This window comes from Bacillus norwichensis (genome assembly GCF_014836955.1).
GTDB lineage: Bacteria > Bacillota > Bacilli > Bacillales > Bacillaceae_C > Siminovitchia > Siminovitchia norwichensis.
On sequence record NZ_JACSPV010000025.1, the window covers coordinates 1 to 24,862 of the forward strand.

The 24,862-nt window shown below is 34.9% G+C and carries 19 protein-coding genes and 2 pseudogenes; 16 read left to right on the forward strand and 5 right to left on the reverse strand.

Annotated elements, in window-relative coordinates:
• The first annotated feature begins 66 nt into the window (after positions 1-66).
• The 13 genes and pseudogenes from H9631_RS13815 to H9631_RS13870 all read left to right on the forward strand — a co-directional run bounded on the left by H9631_RS13815 (position 67) and on the right by H9631_RS13870 (position 15,955).
• On the forward strand, positions 67-996 hold the full coding sequence (locus H9631_RS13815; RefSeq protein WP_191813740.1) for a reverse transcriptase domain-containing protein: 930 nt from the start codon (positions 67-69) through the stop codon (positions 994-996).
• Between the two features lie 590 nt (positions 997-1,586).
• The gene (locus H9631_RS13820; protein WP_225221041.1) at positions 1,587-2,228 is read left to right on the forward strand and encodes a DUF6037 family protein; all 642 of its coding nucleotides are present in this window, start codon (positions 1,587-1,589) and stop codon (positions 2,226-2,228) included.
• A 189-nt stretch (positions 2,229-2,417) separates the two neighbouring features.
• A pseudogene (locus H9631_RS22375) lies at positions 2,418-2,596 on the forward strand (DEAD/DEAH box helicase family protein); the annotation flags it as partial.
• Positions 2,596-3,093, forward strand: coding sequence for a cytochrome P450 (locus H9631_RS22610; RefSeq protein ID WP_191813742.1), 498 nt, complete (start codon positions 2,596-2,598; stop codon positions 3,091-3,093). The pseudogene H9631_RS22375 and the gene H9631_RS22610, both read left to right, overlap by 1 nt.
• Positions 3,030-3,398 carry a cytochrome P450 gene (locus tag H9631_RS22875; protein ID WP_191813833.1) on the forward strand — a complete coding sequence of 123 codons (369 nt, stop codon included), beginning with the start codon at positions 3,030-3,032 and terminating at the stop codon, positions 3,396-3,398. The genes H9631_RS22610 and H9631_RS22875 overlap by 64 nt, the downstream gene beginning before the upstream one ends.
• Before the next feature lie 689 nt (positions 3,399-4,087).
• Positions 4,088-5,719, forward strand: a complete 1,632-nt coding sequence (locus tag H9631_RS13835; protein ID WP_191813744.1) for a DUF2075 domain-containing protein — start codon at positions 4,088-4,090, stop codon at positions 5,717-5,719.
• A gap of 392 nt (positions 5,720-6,111) precedes the next feature.
• The gene (locus tag H9631_RS13840) at positions 6,112-7,875 is read left to right on the forward strand and encodes a DNA cytosine methyltransferase (RefSeq protein ID WP_225221042.1); all 1,764 of its coding nucleotides are present in this window, start codon (positions 6,112-6,114) and stop codon (positions 7,873-7,875) included.
• 94 nt (positions 7,876-7,969) lie between these two features.
• Positions 7,970-9,451 carry an ATP-binding protein gene (locus tag H9631_RS13845; protein ID WP_225221043.1) on the forward strand — a complete coding sequence of 494 codons (1,482 nt, stop codon included), beginning with the start codon at positions 7,970-7,972 and terminating at the stop codon, positions 9,449-9,451.
• Positions 9,432-12,125, forward strand: a complete 2,694-nt coding sequence (locus tag H9631_RS13850; RefSeq protein ID WP_191813749.1) for a Z1 domain-containing protein — start codon at positions 9,432-9,434, stop codon at positions 12,123-12,125. Before H9631_RS13845 ends, H9631_RS13850 begins: the two co-directional genes overlap by 20 nt.
• Positions 12,118-13,131 (forward strand): PD-(D/E)XK motif protein, encoded by a 1,014-nt coding sequence (locus tag H9631_RS13855; RefSeq protein ID WP_191813751.1) that lies wholly within the window; start codon positions 12,118-12,120, stop codon positions 13,129-13,131. The genes H9631_RS13850 and H9631_RS13855 overlap by 8 nt, the downstream gene beginning before the upstream one ends.
• Positions 13,132-13,143: 12 nt before the next feature.
• Entirely contained in the window at positions 13,144-14,985 is a 1,842-nt protein-coding gene (locus H9631_RS13860) for an AIPR family protein (RefSeq protein WP_191813753.1), read from the forward strand.
• Positions 14,986-15,388: 403 nt separating this feature from the next.
• Positions 15,389-15,682 (forward strand): annotated as a pseudogene (locus tag H9631_RS22880) (transposase); the annotation flags it as partial.
• Positions 15,683-15,802: 120 nt separating this feature from the next.
• Positions 15,803-15,955: a hypothetical protein gene (locus H9631_RS13870; protein WP_191813757.1), complete on the forward strand. Its 153-nt coding sequence runs from the start codon at positions 15,803-15,805 to the stop codon at positions 15,953-15,955.
• Positions 15,956-16,612: 657 nt separating this feature from the next.
• Here H9631_RS13870 and H9631_RS13875 read toward each other — a convergent pair.
• From H9631_RS13875 to H9631_RS13895, 5 genes are read right to left on the reverse strand one after another with little or no spacing between them, the layout of a single operon-like run.
• Entirely contained in the window at positions 16,613-18,007 is a 1,395-nt protein-coding gene (locus H9631_RS13875) for an NAD(P)/FAD-dependent oxidoreductase (RefSeq protein ID WP_191813759.1), read from the reverse strand.
• Between the two features lie 36 nt (positions 18,008-18,043).
• Positions 18,044-19,102, reverse strand: coding sequence for a polyamine ABC transporter substrate-binding protein (locus tag H9631_RS13880; protein WP_191813761.1), 1,059 nt, complete (start codon positions 19,100-19,102; stop codon positions 18,044-18,046).
• Positions 19,103-19,119: 17 nt separating this feature from the next.
• Complete coding sequence (locus H9631_RS13885; RefSeq protein ID WP_191813763.1) at positions 19,120-19,902, reverse strand: ABC transporter permease; 783 nt, start codon at positions 19,900-19,902, stop codon at positions 19,120-19,122.
• A gap of 2 nt (positions 19,903-19,904) precedes the next feature.
• A complete protein-coding gene (locus H9631_RS13890) occupies positions 19,905-20,810 on the reverse strand; it encodes an ABC transporter permease (protein ID WP_191813765.1) in 906 nt (301 codons plus the stop codon).
• Positions 20,811-20,838: 28 nt separating this feature from the next.
• The gene (locus H9631_RS13895; protein ID WP_191813767.1) at positions 20,839-21,957 is read right to left on the reverse strand and encodes an ABC transporter ATP-binding protein; all 1,119 of its coding nucleotides are present in this window, start codon (positions 21,955-21,957) and stop codon (positions 20,839-20,841) included.
• Positions 21,958-22,167: 210 nt separating this feature from the next.
• Between H9631_RS13895 and H9631_RS13900 the strand changes: the two genes are divergently transcribed.
• From H9631_RS13900 to H9631_RS13910, 3 genes are all read left to right on the forward strand, one after another.
• Positions 22,168-22,476, forward strand: a complete 309-nt coding sequence (locus H9631_RS13900; RefSeq protein WP_213021246.1) for a helix-turn-helix domain-containing protein — start codon at positions 22,168-22,170, stop codon at positions 22,474-22,476.
• Between the two features lie 582 nt (positions 22,477-23,058).
• Positions 23,059-23,268 (forward strand): hypothetical protein, encoded by a 210-nt coding sequence (locus H9631_RS13905; protein ID WP_191813769.1) that lies wholly within the window; start codon positions 23,059-23,061, stop codon positions 23,266-23,268.
• A 337-nt stretch (positions 23,269-23,605) separates the two neighbouring features.
• Positions 23,606-24,499: an endonuclease/exonuclease/phosphatase family protein gene (locus tag H9631_RS13910; protein WP_318246812.1), complete on the forward strand. Its 894-nt coding sequence runs from the start codon at positions 23,606-23,608 to the stop codon at positions 24,497-24,499.
• The last annotated feature ends 363 nt before the right edge of the window (positions 24,500-24,862 follow it).

Below are 24,862 nucleotides of genomic sequence, written 5' to 3' on the forward strand. Positions count from 1 at the left end.
CCTTCACGACGAACTGAAAGATAGGGTTTTAAGATACCTTGAATAAAGTGTACTTACACACTTTATTTGACAAACCCTCATACATACAGTCTGTATCTTCTTCAGTTAGATATAAAAGACTTTTTTCCTTCTATTTCTAAAGAGAGAGTTTTCTATATTTTCAAAAACACAGGTTACAATAATGTTATTTCTAACGTTTTAGCAAACCTTTGTACACTCAATGGTTCTTTACCACAGGGTGGTGTTACTTCACCTTATTTGTCAAACTTGGTATGTTATAGTTTGGATAGGAGATTACAGGGACTGTGTGGAAAAAGGGATATTATTTATACTAGATATGCAGATGATTTAACTTTTTCATGTGATAATAAAGAGATACTGAAAAATTTATTTAATGTGATAAAGGAAATATTGGAAGATGAAGGGTTTGAATTAAATAAATCAAAAATAAGATTCCTGTCTCCTATTTCTCATAAAAATATAACTGGAATAACTATCGATAGTAGAAGGCAACTAAAGGTTAATAAAACCTTAAAGAAAAAAGTTAGAGCAATGATTCATAAATCAATTGTTTCTGGTGATTATAAAGAAAGTTCTAAAATTTTAGGGTATGTTTCTTATATTGACTCGATTGAAAAAGGCTTTAAAGAAAAGGTTTTAGATTATATTAATAGCCTAATTAAAAAGGATTACAAGTATTTTGATGGTACGGTAAAAGCATATAATAGAAACAAATTATACAAAGAATTAAATACAATGGAAAAACAAGACTTTCATAGTGATCTTGATAAATATTATAAGAATGATCAAATGTTGAGGTTTAATATTGAAAGGGACACCTTTATTTTTTATGAATATATAGAAATGCTAGAGAGCAGAAGGCAGTACTTAAGTAAATATAACTTAAGAGATGAAAAGGTTGACAATGAACTATTGGAGTATAGACAATCAGCTGTAAGTATTGATGTAGATGAGGATCCGACAGGTTTTTTCTAGTATTATGTGGTTCTTAGTATAAAGCTCATATCTTAATCTCAATGGTATAGTAAAGGTATCTTAATAAAAATCTGAAATTTAGGGAGGCTACCATAGTCATTTAGACTGTGGTATTTTTTTGTGAAGGAAAGAACTTCCGCCAAACCTTGCACAACTCTTGGAAACTACAAAGTCTTTGACACCTGAACAACAGAAATTGCTCAATGATTTTTTGAAAACGTTTAAGAATCAATAGGGATTTTACAGCCTGCTTTTATAGTTAACATCCGAGATTTTTTCTCCTCATGTTATTTAGTCAGAGTAATTTAAAAGAACATTTTAGTCATGTACATGGTACGAAGTTTTAAGCGTGAGTTTTCTAAGCTGATTGGCCTTTTGAATATTGCCTTGATCGTTGTTGGTCTAGTCTTTAATGCTGGCGGCGTAAAAAATGTACTGTTGAATCTTTTTAATCGAATTATTGGGGCGTAATATTCACATCTATTCTTCAATAAGGTAGAAGCATTTTCTTATACTTTCAAACAACAAGTAACTCAGTGATAGGAGTGAATATTATGATATAATAGGCTCCAAAAATGGGGGGGATGATTTTGAAGAACAAAAAAACCGAAATACGTTTTAAAAATTTACCACTTTTATTAAAAGATATGGAAAAAAAGAAATGGATTATTGATTCATTTATCTTTAAATACAAAAAAGAACGGTATATTGTCATATTAACTCTGTATAAAGAAAAGGAACGAAAACCAAGTAAGTATGCTAAAGCAAAAGTTGAATTTGTAAAAAATAACAATACTAATCATTCCATTAAAGGATATGTTGATTTCTACGAAGTTCGTTTTAACAATGTAATAGAGTTTTGTGATTTTTTTGATGTAGAAAGTGGAAATGCAATGAGAGATTTATTCAAAGATTTTTCTCGAATTTTTTCTGATTTTATTCCTAAAGAAAAAATAATTACGAAAAGTGATACAGAAAGAAAGTTAATTGGTAGTCGTGCAGAGGGAAATAATCCTAATGCAGTATACTGCTATGAAATACGTCGTAACGGTAGAAAATCTGATGGATCACCCAAAAGACGTAGAATTGAGAATAGTAATAAAGCACAATCACTACGTCCGGAACTATATGAACAATTTTGTAGTGAGACAAATCTGAGCTTTTACTTTTCAGATAAAAAAGAACTGGAAAAAAGCGATAATGAAATTAGAGAAGCATTTGCAAGTCGATAAACTTTTTTGCAGTAGACAATGATTCTTTACTGCTTTTTTGTGCCCATTTTTTAAAAATAAGGAAGTGAAACGATATGGAAATGCAAGTCTACATTGCCAACCTCCGCAAGTACATGAAGGTGAACTCGTTGGAGCTTGGTTCACTCCGCCTATTGTGACATTGAGAATGTAAAAGAACGAACGGTTTAAATCCTTGGACAACATATTGTGTTTATCGTAGATGAATGCCATCGAGCATTAAGTGCAGAAGGGATGGAAGTGATAAGGGCTTCTTTCCAAATTCTACATGGTTTGGATTTACAGGTACACCGATCTTTGATGTGAATAAGAAACAAGCTAAAGGACGATTAGCCTGCACCATTCATGATTGATATTAAATCCCTATTTAAAAAAAGGAAAAAATCAAAATAAGATTGCTGAATGGTATCAAGGAATTGCTAATTTTATAACTTCCTTTAATCAAACGAAAGAGGAACAAGAGTATTCATTTTGGTGCAGTGAACAGTTAGAAAAATATCTATTGCCAATCATTGAGGAAAGAAAAAATTCCAGACATTTAGATTTAATTTCTCTGCTTCATCAATCCGAGACTACTGATACGAAAATGACTTCTCAAGAAATTTTAGCATTAACACTCAATATCTTGTTAGCAGCTACTGAACCAGTAGATAAAACATTAGCTTTACTATTTTATCATTTACTTGAAAACCCTGATCAATTTGCCAAAGTTGAAAAAGATCGAAAGTTGCTAAAAAATGGAATCAGAGAGAAACACTTAGATTTAAATCTCCAGTCCAATTTATACCGAGACAACTTGCTGATAACACGGAAATTAGAAACATTCCTTTGCCTAAAGATGCTCTAATTATATGTATGATAGGAGCGGCAAACAGAGATCTGGAGTTTTTCACTGAGCCTGATAGATTTAACATTTATAGAGAATTAAATCATCAAAAAGTATTCAGTACCCATTCACAAAATCTATCATTTGGGTATGGGACACATACGTGTGTGGGAGCCTCACTTTCTCTTATTCAGTTGGAGCTTGTTGCCAATATTATACTGGACAAGCTTAAAAATTTGGAATATGAGAAAAACTTTGTATATGCTGAACACGGATTGTACACGAGGGGCCCAAAATCTTTAAAGCTTGAATTTAGAGCTTCATAAGAACTATCATATTATAAGTATTGGAAAAGAAATTAGCACCTTGTCATTACTTTTAGTCAAGAAGTTAATAAATACTGTAAAAAACCATGAGTTGATTTTATTCCCACTCAGGATATTTTATCTGACATTTTTACAAATCAATAATGTAATGCTTCACGAATGATTATCAAAAGGGTCACTAGCTGTGATGGTAAGGAATTGTTTTGAAATACTTTAAAATAAGTGCTTTGTTCTATGAATTATTTTAGAACGAAGCACTTATTTTGATTTTTGTCACCATTTGGAGGGATCCAATTCCAAAGCGGCAGCGAGAGCGATAATGGTGCTGGCGAGGGGCTCCTGTTGGATCGTGCCCAGTCTTTTTATCTTCTTATTATTAAGAGAAGAACGCCACGCCAGATCCACCTGTGAGAATTGATTTCTTATTCTCAGTCTCTTTATGGTTTCCCCCATATACTTTACCGTCCAACGGTAAATAGGTGTATTTCCTATTTAAAACCATTAGAAGCTAGGGAGAAAAATTAGAACACGGCGAGGTTTGCTCAAAACTTTCTAATTTAAAAATCTTACCTCTGCCCCTTTTGGTTATGTCGTTCATTAATTTATGATAATGTAAGTTATATAATAATTTTGGTATTTAAAAATTAACGAAATAATGATCTATTGTTTTTGTGAGTGGGTGAAAATTAGTGGGGAATGTAGAGGTAGTGACATGGGACTTTGCGGAGAAAGAAATAAAAAAAATTAACAATGCGGCATCATATGTGAATTACCCAGTAGTGTATATATTGAATAATGCTAAGGAAGCTTATATTGGCGAAACTGTTTACTTTAAGCGAAGAATGCAAGCACACATAAAAGATAAAGTTCGTAAAAAGTTAGATAAAATGCATTTAATAAAACATGAAAAATTTAATCAATCCGCAACATTTCATTTAGAAACAAAGCTGATCAACTACTTTTTAGGTGATGAAAAATATACACTTCAAAATAAAAGTAAGATTGCAAGTGATCTTACTCATAATTATTATAATAAACCTTATTATGACAAACCGGTGTTTGATGAGTTGTGGGGAAAATTATATGAAAATGGAATTGTTAACAATCCACAGCATGTTATAGAAAATAAAGATATCTTTAAAATATCTCCATTTAAAGAATTATCGTTGGAACAATTAGATTTAAAGGAAAAAGTCATACAATTTTGTGAGCAACAAATTGAAGTGGAAAATAATATCGAGTATGGAAGTTTGTTTTTAGTTGAAGGTGAAGCGGGTGTTGGAAAAAGTGTTGTATTAAGTTCAATTTTTAACACGATACAAGAATATAAAACTGAAGCTTCTTCTCCTTTATTTCAAACGGAGAATTATCTAATTGTTAATCATGAAGAGATGTATAAAACATATAAAGGAATTGCAGCTCAGCTAAAACATTTGAGGATTAAAGATTTTGATAAGCCGACACCTTTGATTAATCGATTAAAAAAACAGAACAAGAAAGTAGATATTATTTTGGTAGATGAAGCTCACTTGTTGTTAACCCGACAAGATAAATACAATAATTTTCACTCAGACAACCATTTAGAAGAATTATTGAAATTAGCAAAAGTGGTTGTCATGGTTTATGATCAAGATCAAGTTCTAAAGTTAAAAAGTTTATGGGAAGAGAAAACGTTGCAAAATCTAATCGACAAAAGTTCACATCATGAACGATATGAACTAACGAATCAGTTTAGAATGCATGCAAATGATGAAATACTAGAGTGGATAAAAAATTTTAAACAAAAGCGTGTACTGCCAATACCACAAGACAGTACATATGAAATAAAAGTTTTTAAATCATTAAAGGATATGCATGAAGCTATAATTCTGAAAGACACTCAACATGGATTAAGCCGTGTAGTATCTACATTCGATTATGTTCACAAAAAGGACGGAGAGGTGTACTACATAACGGAAGATCAGGGAGAATATCAAATTCCATGGAATATTACAGATAGAAATTCTACTTGGGCAGAGAAAGAAACAACCGTTAGAGAAGCAGGCTCTATTTATACAGTACAAGGGTTCGACTTAAATTATGTAGGGGTAATTCTAGGTCCTTCTGTTACTTACGATGTGGAAAAAGAACAGTTAGTCATTAAAACAGAGTTATATAAAGATACAGGAGCATATACAGGTACTGATGGAGTTGGTAATGTTGAGAAGGCTAAAGAAAGAATTATACTGAATTCAATCAATATTCTTATGAAACGAGGTATAAAAGGGTTATTTATCTATGCAAGTGACGATTCACTAAGAAGAAAGTTGTTACAATTTTAATAGAGTAGGTGAAGGTATGGGTGATTTGTGGCAGTAAAATTTATAGGTGAAAGAGATTGGAAACAGTTTCATAATCCAAAGGATTTATCGTTTTTTTAAAACGAGTGATGAAGCTCTAGAATGAAATTTTGAAAGTATGAAAGACGAGTTGGCAGATTAAATCAATATCTACATGAGATTCACCAATTTCATCAAAGTTAACATCCACTTATTTTTTCAATCCAACTTAGTGTAGCATATTTAGGCCTTCCTTTTTTCAGAAGCGCAGGATCTATCCTTTGGTGCTTATCTTAATCAATCTTTTGTAGGAAAATACGTTCGCTTTTTTATTGTGTTCTGTGGTTGGATGGTATATGCTGCTTGTAGAAGGTTTTATTTAGGAGCGATAGAATTTGAGTGCGAATGAAAATAAGTATAATCTAATAGATTTATTTGCAGGGGCAGGTGGTCTGAGTAACGGATTTGAGCAAACTGGGAGATTTAAAATAGTTGGAGCTGTAGAAATTAATAAAGAAGCTGTTGAAACATTTATATATAATCACCAAAATGACAAAGAATTAATAATTAGATCTTCTGATAGAGAAGAAAGTGACATAACTTCAATTGATTTCAATAAATTCATGAACGAAAAAGGAATAGATCGTTCGAAAACCGTCGTGATCGGTGGGCCGCCGTGCCAAGGCTTCTCAAATGCTAATAGGCAAAAGAATTATTTGATTTCAGGTAATAATCAGCTTGTCAAGGAGTATGCACGCGCAATAGATGAAATTAGGCCTGTAGCTTTTCTAATGGAAAATGTTAAGGCAATGAATTCTAATAAGCATAAGTTTTTTGTTACAGAGCATAATGATCATTCGATCTGTGCTTACAGTTCTGAGAAACACTTAAAGAAGATAAATGGCAGTGAAGATCCGTTCTGGGAAGATGATAAATTAATACTCCTTGAGACAGATAAAGTAGAATACAGAGACTTAATCACTCGAATTGTAAAGATGAGGCATGTTAAACCACTCATTTCAAATGAGGTTGAGCTATCAAGAATTAGAAGTGTATTTCGTAAGTTAAAGAAAACAGAACCCTATAATCCAACTTCTGATAAGAAAAAGAAAGAATTAAAAGAGATTTTTCAAATTATTAACTCTCTGGAGAAATATGAATCTGAAAAATTGAATAATGAAAGAGAATTGTCAGATATAATAAACAATACTATTAATACCTTTAAAGAGATTGCTTACGGAAGAAATACCGACAACAAAAAAATGTTAGACAAACTTGAAATTTTTATTGATTTTAATCAATTGTTGCGGTTCTTAAAGGAAATTGAAGTAGAAAAAATTTTAACATCCGGAGACCCCGAAGTAATTGGAGATAAAAAATTAAAAGTAATAGTTGCTGTCAAATCCTATAACATTGTTTCCTATCTAGAAAAATTCTTCAAGCATTTAGGGTATAGAATTACTATGGGAACACTTAATTCTAATCACTATTTTGTTCCACAAAAGCGTCAAAGATTTATGATCTTAGGTATTGAATCAGGTGCAACGCATTGTAATGAAGTGGTTTTCCCGAAAAAATATACGCAAAAAGGTTTTACTGTAAAAGACGCAATTGGAGATCTAGAAAACATTGCTCCTATTAAGGATATTACAGAAAATATCCTAGATTACAGTGTTGAGCAGAATAAAACTATTATGCAAAATTATTATCGTTCTGGGATGAAATCAAAAGTAATTTATAATCATGTCAATACAGACAGTGGGGCGTTAAGTAAACAAAGATTTGAAGAGATTAAGAAAAGTGGAGGTAGAAATTTCCATAGCCTATCGAAAGAACTCCAGGAAGTTTCCTATACTGATGTAGCTAGAACTCAAAATACTATCTATTTAAGATTAGATTATGATATTCCGTCTCCAACGGTGATTAATGTTCGAAAGTCTATGTGGCAACATCCTATCAATGCAGTAGCTCTAAGTATAAGGGAAGCTGCTAGACTACAATCTTTTAAGGATAATTTTCTTTTTAAAGGCTCTAAGGATAAGCAATATCAACAAATCGGTAATGCAGTACCACCATTAATGGCTAGAGCAATGGCAGAACAAATTTTATATTATTTAGGGGAAAAACCTAAAAAATGTTTAAAAGATGAATTTAGATAGTAAAGAAGCAGCAATCCATTTGGAATGGTTTGCTGTTTTTTAATTGTAAGTTTGTTAGAATAATATAAAAGTAAAAAATTGGGTGGTAATTTTTTTGGAGATTCATACACAACCTTCTGCTGCACCAGTAATTCAAGCTCTAAGAAGTATTGGATACAATGCACAAACTGCAATTGCGGATATTGTAGATAATAGTGTTGATGCAAAAGCAGATTACATTGATATTGAATTTGAATATGACATGGGAGATGGCTATATCAGAATAGCGGATAATGGAATAGGTATGACAGAAGGGGAATTACAGAAGGCAATGACTATTGGCTCGAAAGACCCCAGAGACAAGAGAGCTAAGGAAGAGCTGGGACGGTTTGGAATGGGACTTAAAACGGCTTCGTTTTCTATGGGGAAACGATTGTGTGTCATTACAAAAAAAGATGGGGTAACCTCTGAACGCTGTTGGGACTTAGATTATGTAAGTGATAAAAATGAATGGCTCTTACATAAATCTGTTCCAAATGAGGTAAGAAATAGAGTCGGTCAAGTAGAGGGTAACAGCGGAACTATTGTTTTCATAGATAGACTGGATCGTTTTTGTGGCTATGGCAGTCACAAAGTATTGAAACAAGATAGCTATTATTCAAAAGTAAGGCGCATACACAAATATTTAGAAATGGTTTTTCATGTGATGTTGGAGAAATACTTATTAATAACGATTAACGGCAACGCTTTATGCCCCTGGAATCCCTTCTTAGAAGGGAATTCTAGAAGGATTGAGGGGGAAGAGCAAATTTTAAGAGTGAATAAAAACATAATTAGAATCACACCCTATGTATTGCCCCATCCATCAACCTTTAATCAAGTTGATTATAAATATGCAGGTGGTGTAAAGGGATGGCGTGATCAACAAGGCTTCTATATTTATAGGGAAAATCGAATGGTTAGTTTCGGAGATTGGTTTGGAATGTTTCCAAAGGATGTACCGTCAGAATTAGTTAGAATTAAAATAGAGTTTTCTAATGCAGCAGATAATGATTGGAAGATTGATGTAAAAAAATCAACAATTTTTATTCCTGATGAAATTAAAGAAGATTTAAAAGCAATAGCAAAGTATTATAGGCAGATATCACAAGAGATGATGCTATATCGTACAAAAACTACTCGTACAGGCGGAAAAATCAAAGGTACTTTAAATACATGGGAACTTGCAACAGATAATATAGATAGCGCTTATTTATTAAACAGAACACATCCTGTTTTAACCGATATTCTGAAAACTGTTGATAACAACGTAAGGAGAAAAATTAACATTTATCTAAAACTAATTGAATTAGGCTCACCTAATAACCTCTTAAAGAGTGGCAATATGGTAAAAAAGGAGAGACAGCAAGTTGATGGGAAGTCAAGGAAGTTAATAATCGATTATGCGGAAATTTTATTTAGCACAGATATTGAATTAGACGCTGAAAAAGTAGCGGAAACAATCTCTATGATGAGTGGCTTTGAAGGTATAGAAATTGATACGATTAAAAAAGTTATTGAGAAAGAAGTGAATATAAATGAACCAAATAATCCGTGAGGAGTACCTGGGGATAGTAGGTAGTTTATTCACAACTCTTAAGAATAATGGCATTGCAAAACCTCTGGATAATGCAATGCAAACAGCTAAAGAAAAAATCATTAGTGATTATGGTGATTTAAATTCCAATGAATGGGAAAGTCTTTCGTTAGAGGCCTACTCAAAATATGGCTCTATAGATGTTCGCAAAGCAATTTCAATTAGAAGCAGTGACAATGTTCCTTGGTTTGATAATAAACAGCCCAGATTCCCTTATTTTTGGCATCGGTATGAAAAATATTTAAAAGGTATTAAAAAATGGCCTGATAAAACAATAGAAACAATTGATATAACAACTACTGAAATTTTAAAATACATTGGAAATCCAAAAAGCATAAAGTCATTTGATAAAAGGGGATTAGTGTTAGGCTATGTACAATCCGGGAAGACAGCAAATTTTACAGGTTTAATTAACAAAGCATTTGATGTGGGCTACAAACTAGTAATTGTTTTGGCAGGCATGCATAATGATTTGCGTTCTCAAACGCAACTTCGTCTAGAAAAAGAAGTAGTTGGCACTGTCGATAGAATCACTGGTGAAAAACAAGGTGTTGCAGCAGTTCATACAGGCGGTACACAAATTGAAACATGGACTACAGTTCAAGATGATATATCTAGTAATAATGCGATTGGTATAAAAAACTTAGATAAGCCAATTTTACTTGTTGTAAAAAAACAAAAAGATGTATTGCCTCAATTGATTGATTTGCTAAGTAATAGCATTAACCACTCAGGTGTTAATCCGCCAACATTAATCATAGATGATGAAGCTGATCAAGCTAGCGTAGATGCTTCTGGAAAAAAGACGGAGACTCCAACTAAAATTAATCAACAGATTAGGGAACTTCTATGTTTGTTTAATAAAAAGTCGTATGTAGGATACACGGCTACACCTTTTGCTAATCTGCTGATAAGAGCAGATGTAAAACATCCTGAAGTTGGAAAAGATTTATATCCTAAAGATTTTGTAGTCGCATTGCCTAAACCAGAGGGGTATTGTGGACCCGATGAATATTTCAATACATCAGGTTATTTAGAAGACAATAAACCAATGTTTATAAGGTACTTGAGCGAAAAGGACACAGTAGTATTAGACAAAATGAGAACAAAAGATGATGCTGAGTTATTTACTGAAGTTCCCGAGACTATGGAGGAAGCAATCTTAGCCTTCTTACTAACCACAGCAATAAGAAACTTAAGAGGACAGGTTAGTGAACATAATTCAATGTTAATCCATACTTCAAGACTTACAGATGTTCAAAATTCTATGTATGAAGTAGTTAATGATTTCTATAATAAGCTATCAAATGACTTATTATATAATCGTAAAAGCGGATATATAGAGAAACTCCAGGAAATGTATGAAAATGACTTTGTGGAGGTACAATGTAGTTTTGAGCCTTCTCGACATTTTAGTGTGTATGCATGGGAAGATATCTATAAACAAATTAAAGTTATAGCAGGCAAGGTAGAAGTCATGGAGATTAACGGAGAAAGTGAAGATGCCCTTGAGTATGACAAATATAAAGAAAATGGACTAAATGTAATAGTAATTGGAGGAAATAAACTCTCACGTGGATTAACATTAGAAGGTTTAACAATTTCATATTATTATCGTGGGAGTTCTATGTACGACACTTTAATGCAGATGGGACGCTGGTTTGGCTTTCGTAACGGGTATATGGATCTTTGTCGAATCTATACTAGTAAAGATATTGCAGAGAACTTTGAATACCTTGCTGGCGTGATGAAGAAGTTAAGAGATGAGTTCGAAAAAGTTGCCGAACAAGGCCTATCGCCGGAAGAATATGCTATAAAAATGTTAACCCATCACACAATGAAAGTTACTAGTCCGGCAAAAATGGGTACGGCTGAGTCGCCTATTTCCTATACGGGAACAATGCAACAAACCCGTAGCTTTGAAAAAAATAAGGAATTCTATACGAATAATATGTCTGCTGCGGTTGAGTTTATTAATAGTATAGAACAAGAATTTACAATAACCGCAAATAACACTAAGTATCATATTGCTAAAGAGGTACCTAGTCACACTATCATTAATTTTTTAAAAAAGTATAAAACTATCTCTTCAGCGCGAATCGTTAATAGCAAGAAAATCGCAGATTATATTATTAATATGAATGAAAAGAACAGGTTTAAGAGATTTAATGTTGCGGTTGTTGATATAACCAGATCTACTTTAAACAGCCAAAAAGCAATAGATAATGGAATCGAACCATGGAAAGTAAATTTAGGTAAAGTATCGATTGAAAGTGCCGTCATTCGTAGTATCGATCAGGATAAAAGCAGAGGAATAGGAGTCGTAGATTTAGGTGCTATTGTCGCAGCTAAACAAGAGTTTATTGATATTGAAAATCGAACTAATGATAAAAAGACAAATATAGAGCTAAGAATGAATGAAAATCCATTGCTTTTGGTTTACCCATTACATCCACAGGTCAAGTCATTTAAGAAATTAAATATCAATTTTAATCAAAATCTTGTACCGATTGGTCTAGCATTTTCATTTCCGGATATTGTGGATATATCGGATGGAATTGAAAATGAAAGGGTAAAGAAAAAAGAGAATTATATATACAACAATACAGTCGGTAAGGGTGATCGTAGTGATTAATATCGCCGAAAAATTCAAGTTGCTGATAGAACACTCAAAAAATGAAAAATCAGATGAAATTTACCGCCTAGAGCCAATACACTTTCAAAAACCGATTATATTTATTGGAATTGATTTGATCAATTTGCAACGCCGTATTTATATCGATATAACCAGTGAGAGTTGGGATGAAGATCAGTTGAAGTCTTTCCCGAGATGGCGAGGTATTGACATTGATCAAGAATATTTCCCCCAAATTGGCCCACTGAAAGAAAAGAATTTCATAGTAATTTCGCAAGTTGTTGAGGATAGTGAAGAGATTTTTGAACGGATATTACAAAATCTTGTAGATCATATTTTGATAGAAGAAAATTATCCACTTTATACAGTAATATATGAAGTCTTAGACCGTTGGCACAATTTCTTTAAGAGAAAGAGAAATACCAAATTAACTATAGAGGAAGAGATGGGGTTATTTGGCGAGCTTTATTATATTAATAGGTGGCTTGAATTTTTCCCGCAAAAACCACCTATTATTATTAAAGATTGGAAAGGTCCGTTAAAAAACAGAATCGATTTTGTTAGTAATAATTGTGGAGTAGAGATTAAAACGGTTCCTCCTAAAATAAGAAATGAGATTAAAATTTCTAATGAAAAGCAATTAGAACTTAACCCAGTAATTGATACATTGTTTCTATATGTTTTAAAAGTGGATATTAATGAAACAACTGGTCAATCGCTGTGGAATATGATTGAAATGATTGAAGATCAGTTAATTGGCAGGGCACCTTCTTTAGCGGTAAAATTTAAGGATTTACTACTTGAGATTGGCGTAATGAGCGAAGAATATGATAATAACCTTTTTTTTGTACAAGAGGAACTAGCTTACAATGCAGTTGAAGAATTCCCGAAGCTGATATCAAATAACTTACCAATTGGAATTACCAATGTTTCTTATTCAATTGATCTGTCACATTGTAAAAGATTTGAGGTTTCGGTGGAAGATATATTCAATTTGAAGAAATAAGGATGATTCATTATGAATGATACAAAAAGAAAACTAGCTTTTTTTTATGAATATATTGACACGGTTGAACAAAAGGGACGGGTAATAGGAAGCCGGCAAACGCCTTTTTTACAGGAAATACTACCTTTTATCAATGCAGAAGATGAGCCAGCAATTATTTATTTCGTTAAAAAAGATTTAAAGATCCAACTTAATGGTTATTTATATCAAGAAGATATCAATACTTTAAACTTGTATGTAGTTGAATATGAGCCATTTTTAGAAGAAGATGAATTGCCAGTTGCTAATATGACATATTTAAAGGAATACGCGAATAAAGCTAAGCGCTTCTATACAAATGCAGAATCCATTCTGCAATTAGCAGATCGATCGGTTGAATATTATGATGTAGCAAAAATGATTTTAGATAAAAAAAATGAGATTGAAGAAATTAATATTTATGTAATAACAAGTAAGTTTTATCTTTCTAATAAGCCGATTGATTTAAACATTCCCGGCATAGAAACAGTTAATGTACATGTTTGGGATATGGACCGCATTTTTAGATTGTCAGAGGCTGAGCAAGGTATACAAGAATTTGATATTAACTTTGATTTGGAATATGGCGCAGCATTACAAATGATGCATGTCCCGAATAAAACTGAAAAAGGGTTAATCGATTGTTATGTTGGTTTTATCCCGGCAAAACTTTTAGCAGAATTATATGATGATTGGGGGCCAAAATTAGTAGAGAGAAATGTACGGTCTTTTTTACAAGCACGCGGAGGTACGAATAAAGGAATCCGAAATACACTAAAAGATGAGAGTCAACGTGAATTATTTGTCGCCTATAATAATGGCATTTCAAGTGTTGCAAAAGCAGGAGAGATTGAACAGATTGAAGACTCTAATCTTTATAAAATTAATACATTAACAAATTGGCAAATTGTTAATGGTGGCCAAACAACAGCCTCTATACATCAAGCTTATAAAAATGATATTGATTTAGAAGGAGTCTATATACAAGCGAAATTGACAATTATACATGTTCCCGTAGAGGCAGAGAATAATAATGATCAATTTGATCATTATGCTTTTGAAGATGAAATGATAGCCAAAATCTCTGAGTATGCCAATACGCAAAACAAAATTAACAAATCAGATTTGCTAGCAAATACTCGCTTTATGTCTGATATCGAAAAACATTCTCGCAATTTATGGATTCCTATGCAAGATAATCGTAAAGAGGAGTCTAAATGGTATTTTGAACGTGCACGTGGACAGTATATGGTTGATATTAGTAGACGCTCCAAAGGAAGAGAGCAAACTGCTTTTAAGAAAATATACCCAAAAGAAAATGTTATAACAAAGGTAGAGATGGCAAAATATTTTATGTCTTGGGAAGGTTATCCACATATCTCTAGTAAAGGTGGAGAAGAGGCTTTTAAACGCTTTATGGATCTGAATAGCCAATATTGGAAAAAAAGTGCCGTTGTTGAAGATGAAACAATAAAAAGCATTATAAGCATTGATAGCGACTACTTTAAGCAACTTATTGCTAGAAGAATTATTAACGCTTTTGTAACTGGGATTGTTGAAAGTATGAATTTAAAAGGGTATAGGGCAAATGTAGTATACTATACAGTGGCTATGCTAAATCATTTATATGGAAAAGAAATAAGTTTAATGAGTATATGGGAACAACAAAGTCTTCCTAATGAGTGGGAAGGTATTGTCCGAACTATTGCTAATAATGCCTTAAATTATTTAAGAGAATCTGCTGGTGATCAAAACGTTACACAATGGGCGAAAAAAGAGGATTGTTGGAAAGGGTTTATTAAGGAATCGTCAATTATGCTAAGTGGAATGGTCTAATACAAGGAATAGTAGAACTCAAATATGCTTAACTCAAGAAAAATGGGTTTGTCAAGGGGCCATCTAGAAAGTCAATGAAAACTGACTTTTTGTGACAGGCCTCTTCTTTTATAACGAAAGGTCCATACAAAAATTGTTCCATCTAATAAAATGTAAGTTACCACAATAACCTGGAGGCGATTCTTTTAAGTAATCCGAAGAATATTACTTGCGAGTCTAGCATATAAATGGCTTTTCCATTAGAGGTAAATTTAAGTCCTATAACAACCGCCCAAATCTTTGCATCATGGATGTGGAGGGCTTTTCCCCAAACACCATAATAGTGGATAAAGATAATCGAATCGATCTCTAATGAGTAACTATTCGCCTATTATTCTGGCGGTAGACGTCTCCATTCCCTCAAAAATTAATGCTCAAAGTTATCTTGTATGCCTATTCGCAAAAGATCTATTCTTGCCGAGAAATTGAGCAAAGAAAATCTTCCATCATGTGGCTGGTCGCCATACAACAACTGGATTTCCGCACCATCAATGACTTCCGGAGTGACCTGATGAATGCTCCTCCATTGAAGATGGACATATTACATTGGAAAACTACTTTTTGGATGGTATCAGGTTGGGGGCTATTGGCAATAAGTATTCTTTTATATGGAAAAAATCCAGCGTCCGTTTTGAAGAGAAATAAAAAGAGAAGGTAAAAGAAACGGTTCAGGATATCCAGGAAATTGTAGCTTGGAGCTTGCGGATATGCCACAAGAGCAAGCGACTCTTGATCAGCTTTATCATTGGCTGGCCAACTCTAAAGGAAGGTGGATGCCTTGACGGAAGAACTCGGCGTAGCCGAAGAAGTACCCGTTCGGAAAGAACTTCGGAAGCGCCGTGGCGCATTGAGGAAGCCGATACAGATGATTAAAAACGGTATTCCACGTATCCACAAATACCGTTTTTACTATGAGACATTTGGACCGTAACAGCTTTTCAAAAACGGACTTTGAAGCCATTTTCATGCGTATGAATGAAGACTCTATGAAAAACGACCAGTTGAAACCTAAATATAATGTATAGGCCAGCCACATAAAACTAATTTATCGTTTATTATACAGTCCATCACCCTCCCAGTTAAATGCGCTATTTTATTCCTCATATGGATAAATTGTCAGAGTCTGCTTTACTGATACAAAAAAATATTGTCAGTTATACAGGCTATGTGAGGAAAACTACCAGTATTCCATCGTGAGAGCCCGAATCTGATTATCTTGTTCCCTATTAATACCTATTTAAAAAAGAAAACATCTACATATAAAAATGCATTAGAAACGCAAAAAATCGGACCTCTTGAGAATATGATGATGTTTTCAGGTGCCTGTAACGTTTCAATAATACAAAAAAAGCTTTAAGCTATGTTAAAAGCTATAAAATTTAAAAGTGCGACAACTGTTCAGGTTACCGGTTAAAGGCCTAATGCACAAAACCAAAGGCAACCATCAACTACTTCGGGAGGAGATCCTACAAATTCAAAAACAGTCGGAGAAAAATTAACATATCCGACTGGTTTATTTTAGGGGATTTTTAGACAATCATTTTCTTTTATGTCTAAAAAAACCGTCCCCTACCATTGAAAAATATATTCAATTCCTGCTTAAACGTTCTACTATAGTCTTGCCGCTCGGGGCTTTGCCATTTAACTCTGCTTTTTTATCTATACGAGAGAGACCAGATTGGACAAAACGTACTCCCATCCATCTAAATGGCTCCGGCTCCCACTTCCTTGAAGTATGCTGGAACATAGGCAATTCTGTTGCTATGGATTTCTTATCTAGTATAAGGTCTGACAAAACCCTCCCAGCAAGGTTTGCTGTGGATACGCCTTGCCCAGCATATCCCCAGGCACTAGCAACTTTTGATTTTTTATTATATAGAAAGTTAGGTGTCCAGTCTCTGGTAATACCGACTGGTCCTCCCCAATCATCTGTAAAACGTATGTCCTGTAAGGAAGGGAACCATTTAATAAATCTTTCTCTCAATTCATTATGTGTTTTATCGTGTAGATCCAAAGAGTTACCTATCTTTGATGCATAACGATAGGGCTGGCCCCTGCCGCCAAAAAGAATTCTTCCATCAGCTGTTCGCTGTAAATAATCCACAGATAGGCGTGTAGAACCGACAGTTTCTCTGCCTTCCCAACCTATCGAATTCCATTGTTCCTTTGTTAATGGCTCTGTGAGTGTGATGAGGGAGTACATTGGAATTAAGTTACGTTGATGAGCTCGCATTTGTGACATATATGCCTCTCCTGCTAAAACAATGGCATGTTTGGCAGTTACAGCCCCTTTGTGTGCGACAAGTTTGGGAGGTTTGTTTTCATTGCCTTCGACAATTTTCACCACTTCTGTATTTTCATAAATTATCACCCCTTTTTGTTCAAGAGTTCTAGCCAGATGCCTTACTAATTTTCCGGGGTTCAGCACTGCTGAAATTTTTGTTAACAGGCTCCCCGCTGTACCGTGGATTTTTAATCGTTTATCTGTTTGAGCCTGATCAAGCAGTTTGAAGTGACTCTCCAAATCTAACTTTTGATAGGTTTTCATTGCCTTTTCCAATGTTGGAATATTGTGAGCGCCTAGTGCGACTTGCAATGATCCGCCTAATTTCCAATCTGCATCTATCTCCTCCTTTTCAATGACTCTTTTAACCTCAGTAACTGAATCAAACATTGCCATTTGAATTTGTCGTGCAGTTTCTGTGCCATATCTTTTTATGCAGGTGGCGGGACTAACCGAGAATTTAGGTGAGCACCAACCGCCGTTTCTGCCGGAAGCTCCAAACCCTACATATTCTTTTTCTAATATGACTATATTCAATGAGGGATCCTTTTCCAATAAATAATAAGCTGTCCATAAACCTGTGAAGCCTGCCCCCAGTATAGCTATATCTGTTGTGATGGATTCTTTTAATGCTTGTCGTGGTCTTAAATCGTCATTTGCTGTTTTTAGCCAGTAACTTATGCTGTTTTTCTCTTCCATTCAAGACACCTTCTTATTTGGAATAGTTATACAACTCTATTTGAGCAGCCACTCTTGAAATCGTTGATTAATCTTTTCAAAATGTTCAGCCCAGTATTCTTCATTCACTCGTACTTGTTTATCGGCTATTTCAGGAGCCTGACCAAGCCTTTCTTTCACATTGTTGGGCAACAATTCAATTGCTTTTTCATTAATAGGAGAGTAATCGATACTTTCAGAGAATGCTGATTGGGGTTCAGCTCTTGTTGCAAAGTTAATGAATTTCATGGCCAATTCTTTATTTTTACTTCCTTTAGGAATAGACCAGGCTTCACTATTTAATAATGCTTGATTATATTCTATATCTACGGGTGCTCCATCTTTTTTTGCCGCAGTAATACGTCCGCTCCAGGCAGATGTAGCGACAACTGTCCCGGAGGATAAAAGTTCAACTGGCTGAGCTCCAGCTTCCCACCATACAATTTCGGTACGCGATTTCAGTTTGTCCAAACTTTTAAAAGCTCGGTCTATGTCCAACGGATATAGATTTTCGGGTTTGACACCGTCAGCTAAAAGAGCAGCTTCTATCGTATCGTAAGGTCGTTTGCTTAGAGCACGAACGCCTGGGAATTTCTCAATATCCCAAAATTCTTCCCAAGTTTTTGGGTGATTACCATCAGGAAAAGCTTCCGTATTATATGCGATTGCAGTTGAGAACATTTCTGCACCAACATAGTATTCATTGGCTATGTTCGGGAATAATCCCTCTTTACTGACAATGTCATAATCGATTGGCTCAAACATATCTTGTTTTATTGCCTGCGCAGCCCACATTGAGCCAACATTAGCAACATCCCAGGTTACATTTCCACTTTCAACCATAGTTTTATATTTTCCGTAATCCGTAGGTGATTCTACTTGGATTTTGACGCCGAATTCCTTTTCAAAAGGTTCAAAGATGGAATCTTCTCGGGCTTCAGTGATGGCTCCTCCCCAATCGGTGATCACCAATGTGTCAGTTTTATCTTTTCCGCTTTCAGAACTGCTGTTTCCGCAAGCTGCGGCCATTGAAATGGTGGTGGCCATTGCTCCCATCATGAGTACTTTTTTTAACATAACATCACTTCCAATTGTTAAATTTTTTTGGTTCTTGCTTTTTCTGCATTTGAGGCAATGTAGCCTTGCAGCAGGTATATGATAATGATGCTGATGATTAAGATGGATGAAATAGCAGCAACCGTCGGTTCAACTTGCGTACGAAGGTCCTCCCACATTTTAACGGGCAAGGTTTTTGTGGTTGGTCCTGCCAAGAAAATAGTTACGACTAATTCATCTAATGAAATAAGAAATGCAAACAGTGCCCCTGAAAATAAAGATGGCCGTATAAACGGAACGGTTACTTTAAAAAAGGCATTCATAGGAGTGGAACCAAGACCCATGGCGGCCAATTCCAGATTACGATCCATTCCTTTTAAACTTGCCAAGACCGTGACAAATACGATCGGAACAGCGAGAACCGTATGGGATAAAACAATCCCAGTAATCGTTCCTGTTAAATGTATAGGAGCAAAAAAGCGGTACAGCGCAATGCCCACGATGACAACGGGAATAAGCATCGGAGCAATCATGAGTCCCATAAAGAATTTTTTGCCAGGGAAATGTAGCCTAATGACACCGTTCGCTGCAATAGTGCCAATAATCGTTGCTAAAACCGTTGTGAAAAATGCAATCTTCATGCTTCTATACAAACTTTCAATCCACGCACTGTTTTCAAAGAAGGTCTGATACCATTTTGTAGAAAATCCAGGCGGCGGTAATTGAAAATATGAAACTGATGTAAAGGACATGATGAAAATGATAAGGATTGGTGCAGTAAGAGCAGCAAGGATAATTCCTACAGTCCACTTAAGCCACATATCTAAATCACATCCTTTAAAACTGCATGATTACGCAGTAAAAAAAATGCAAGAGTTAAAATGATAACGGTTACAATAAAGAGTATTAGAGACAACGCTGAAGCCAAATGCCAGTTAAGTGTTGTATTAATATAGTTTTCAATCACCATGGAAATCATCATTTCGTTAGCACCGCCTAAAAGTGCTGGGGTGATAAAAAAGCCTAAGCTCATGACAAATACCAGTAATGAACCTGCTAATATTCCCGGTAGCGACAACGGAAGATTAATTTGCCAAAAAGCCATGAATGGCCTGGCGCCCAATCCTTCTGCTGCCTGATAAAGCCGCTGGTCAATTCCTTTCATGACTGAAAAAAGGCTAAAAAACATAAATGGATAAAGAACATGGACCATTCCAATCACTACACCAGCAGTGCTGTATAGAAGCTTTAACGGCTCCTCTATGATGCCTAAACCGATAAGGATTTGATTAATGACTCCCTGATTCTGTAAAACAACAATCCAGGAAAAGGTACGAACTAATAGGCTAATCCAGAAAGGAATCAAAGCAAGAGCCAGTATAATGTTCTTCCATATTTTTGATTGCACTCTAATTAACGAGTAGGCAATAGGGTAAGAAATAAGCAGAGAAATAACAGTAACTAAGATAGAAATTTTCAAAGTAACCCGAAGAACCTTTAAATAGACAGGATTAGAGAAAATATGATGAATGTATTGGAAAGTAAATCCATTATTATCCATAATGCTTAATTTGAATAATCCATACATCGGATAAATTAATAAAATGATAATGTATGCTAGTGGAACGAGAATGAGCATCCATTTTAATCCGTTTATATTCGAAATTTTACTTGAAACTGGTACGCTATAGTTGGATGGAGGCTGTTTTTCCTCTCTTACAGTTAGCATTTGACAACTCTCCTTTCTGATAAAGGTATTATGAAGAAACTGCTTTTAAAGTATAGGTAGTCTCTTGTTTTAAATGGTCTTCAAGGATAGTGGCTGATTGAGGGTTCCAGCCAAATGTTAATTTTTTTCCTTCTGACAACACATCAGAGTATATGGAAGGGATTTTAACTTTTAACTCTTCACCATAATCAGTTTGAATGTTCAAAGCAATGGCATCACCTAGATAAATCAGAGATGATATCGTAGCTTCAATTTTATTCACCGCACCATTGGGATCGTTTAGTAACTGGATATTTTCCGGACGGAGAGCAATAAGGACATTATTTCTGTTTATAGATTTGCCAGTGTATTCTACGGTTGCAATTTGTCCGCCCAACAATTTAATTTTTGCAAACTGGGATTCTAAGTTTACCAAGTGCCCTTTTATTAAATTAATTTCTCCAATGAATTCAGCAACAAAGCGATTTTTAGGCTGTTTATAGATATTCTCGGGGGTGTCTACTTGTTCAATTCTCCCCTCATTCATCACACAAATTCTGTCGGACATCGTTAGTGCTTCTTCTTGGTCATGGGTAACACTTATCGTTGTAATTTCAAGCCTTTTTTGGATACTCTTTATTTCAAATTGCATTTGTTGACGCAGGTTTTTATCCAAGGCACTTAAAGGTTCGTCCAATAGGAGGAGAGGGGGATCGAAAACGATAGCTCTGGCCAATGCAACGCGTTGTTGTTGACCGCCGCTTAGTTGATTTGGGAAACGCTTAGAGAATGCTTCTAGTTGTACAACGTGTAAGACTCTTTTAACCCTTGTCTGTATATCTTTCTTATTTACTCTACGGCGGCGAAGAGGGTAAGCGATATTATCAAACACAGACATATGAGGAAAGAGTGCATAATTTTGAAACAGCATACCTATGTTTCTTTCATAAGGTTTTTTTGATGCGATATCCTGAGTTTTTAGCTTTATGGAACCATCATCGACTGTTTCAAAACCAGCTATTAACTTTAATAAGGTTGTTTTTCCGGAACCGCTGGGTCCTAGTATTGTAAAGAATTCACCTTGGTTAACTGTTAAGTTTACGTTGTTAACAGCCAGAGTCTTTTTGTAACTCTTTGTGACATTTTTTAACTGTAAGTCTATCTGCATTTGTTTCCCCACCTTAATGTAAAATTATTTTGGATAAGTTAGTCCATTAGATTAATCAAGTGAACGTAATGACTAATTAGAATCTAATTGGTTAAGCTTATCCGTAAAGAATCTATGTATAGATTATTGAATTAAATTCATCAATTACTTTGTCAGCTGTGTTCAGCTATCATAAAAGATGAATATGTTTCAAGATGGTGAGTGAATCTGATGATAAATGTTGGTATGCGAATTAAAGAGTTGCGAGAACAAGCGGGGATTTCTGGTCGTCAGTTGGCTAAAATAACTAATCTTGACCCATCACAAATTTCAAAGATTGAAAAGGGCGTTAGTAAACCTTCACTAGATGCTTTAGATAGAGTGTGCAGCGCCTTGAATATTACATTTGCAGAATTCTTTTCCCCTGATTCAAAAGAACTTCCACCAAACCTTGCGCAACTATTGGAAACTACAAAGTCCTTGACACCTGAACAGCAGAAATTGCTTAATGATCTTTTGAAAACATTTAAGAATCAATAGGATTTTACAGCCTGTTTTTATAGTTAATATCCGAGATCTGGTCAGAGTAATTTAAAAGAACATTTTAGTCATGTACATAGTACGAAAGTGTATCATTGTATCATCTAAATATTGTAAAGAGGGCATTCCTAGTGGGATGCCTTGCTTTATTTGTATGAATGAAAACCATAAGCTTTTCGTATGTTCGAGAAAACATATAGGATGTATTAATAATTAGCTATGCTATTTAAAAAACGTGTCGAGGATTGACATTCAATATCAGAAAAGGTATTGGCAATAAAACTACGGTATGTAATGGTAGAATGTTTATTTTCTATATCCAATAAATTTACACTCGCTTTTTGGCAATTGACATAGGAGCTCTGCGAGCCTGGTATCTGACGAAGGGAGAAAGATTAGCGACTGTTCGTAGATCGGTGGGAGACATTAAATGAGACGATCCGTCCGGTGGGTTACGGCATCCAGCATTATATGCTGACTACGAAGCATGTCTTAGTGCAGGCAAAAGAATTGCCGGAGCTCTTCATGACAAATGGGGAAGAGCTCAAGCTGTGGAGAATGCTCAGGAGGCTTACTACCAAGGTGCACACGGAATTGGATGAATCGTATGTGGATCGCGCGCAGAAGATTCAAGCCTATCAGATTGGGCATGACGCTGTGGTGCTTGAGCGGGAAGTGCGAGAAATCCAAGTATTGCACGGAGAAGAGGTACGACAGCGATTGCCGCTCGAGTTATTGGAGAGGCAGCCGAGTAGAGTGTTTAAGATGATTCGTGGGGAGATATTTAGGTGAATGGAGAGGCTGATTGAGGACGGGATTGTCCTTGTTCACCCTCTTCTTTTTTTCTTCATCATATTAATGGTGATTTGTTTCATGCCTATTCAGCAATCACAGCCATTTCATTGAATAGGATTTCTGAACAAAAGGGATAATAAAGTGAAACTTCATTCATCCCTCACTGATTGTTAGTTGAACGAATCGGGCTTAAGCTATTCCGATTCATCTAAAGTTTTCATTTACAGCGGGATAAGTGATCATTTAGCTATAGCTGGTTAAGTAATACCCCTTTGAAAAGGATTTCGCTTTCTTCCATCACATCATGTAACGAGGAGGATCAAGATTGAAGAAAGTGCTAAAAACTCTAATGTTAGCAGTAGCCGGATTACTCATTATGCTAAGCGGCTTGTTCCCGGTAACTTTAACCGGGGTGGCTGCAGAAAACAAAAAACAATGGATGTCGGTAAATGTAAAAGCAATGACTTTTAATGTAAGAAACAAACATAGCAATGATCCCTCGCCGCATACTTGGGAAGAAAGGCTTCCCGCCATTAAAAGACTGATCAACAAGAAGGAACCTGATATCATTGGGACACAAGAGGTGTCAAAAGCGCAACTGCAAGATCTCAAAAATCATTTACCTCATTATAAATGGATTGGTGGAAATGGTGGAGAACACTCTGCTATTTCTTATAAAGAACAAAATTACAGGATATTGGAGCATGACCGTTTTTGGTTATCCGACACACCAGATGTCGTTGGTTCAAAAACATGGGGAAATAAAGTTCCAAGAATGGTTACTTGGGTAAAGTTTCTTGATAAACAAAGCAACAAACAGTTCTATTTTGTCAATACACACTTTGATCATCAATCCGCCAATGCAAGAGAAAAAAGTGCACATTTTATTCTTAAAGTAACAAAAAAACTTGATCCAGATTTACCGGTTATTTTAACAGGCGATTTCAATGCTAAACCAGGTAGTCTTCCACACAACATTTTAACAAGTGATGGAGAATTTGATGATTTATGGGAAACAGCTGAGAACAGAATAAATGAAGACTTAGGAACATTTAATGGTTTTGATGATCCTTTTGGTGGAGGGCCTGACAAGCGTATTGACTGGATTCTTGGGAAAGGAAACCTTATAACGAATGAAATTGAAATCGTAAACGATCAAAGGAATGGCCAATTTCCAAGTGATCATTTCCCAGTGCTTACTGACATCACCTTATCCTACCATCATTAAGTAAATAAAATGAAACCAGTGCCATTGATGGGAGCAACTGGACAAAAAAGATTGTATACTATAGGCGAAGTAATCGTAATTAATTCTCCCTATCCCTATCTTTGGGAATTTGGATAATTAGGGTTTTATCATGTGCTTTATGTTTTTCAGTAATTTATCGTTCTCTATTTTACTTGTGATATTTAGTTGTTTTTCAATAAAGATATGTTTTCTTCCTTAATGCGCTAAAGAAGAAGTATAAACATGAAATATCTGTTGGTAATATGCCATTTCGTATTATTTTTTTAATGCCATCAATGTGTGGGTAACAGACATGGTAAGTGCTTTGGTTCACGCCAAGCAGTGGTGAAAGGGCTATAGATA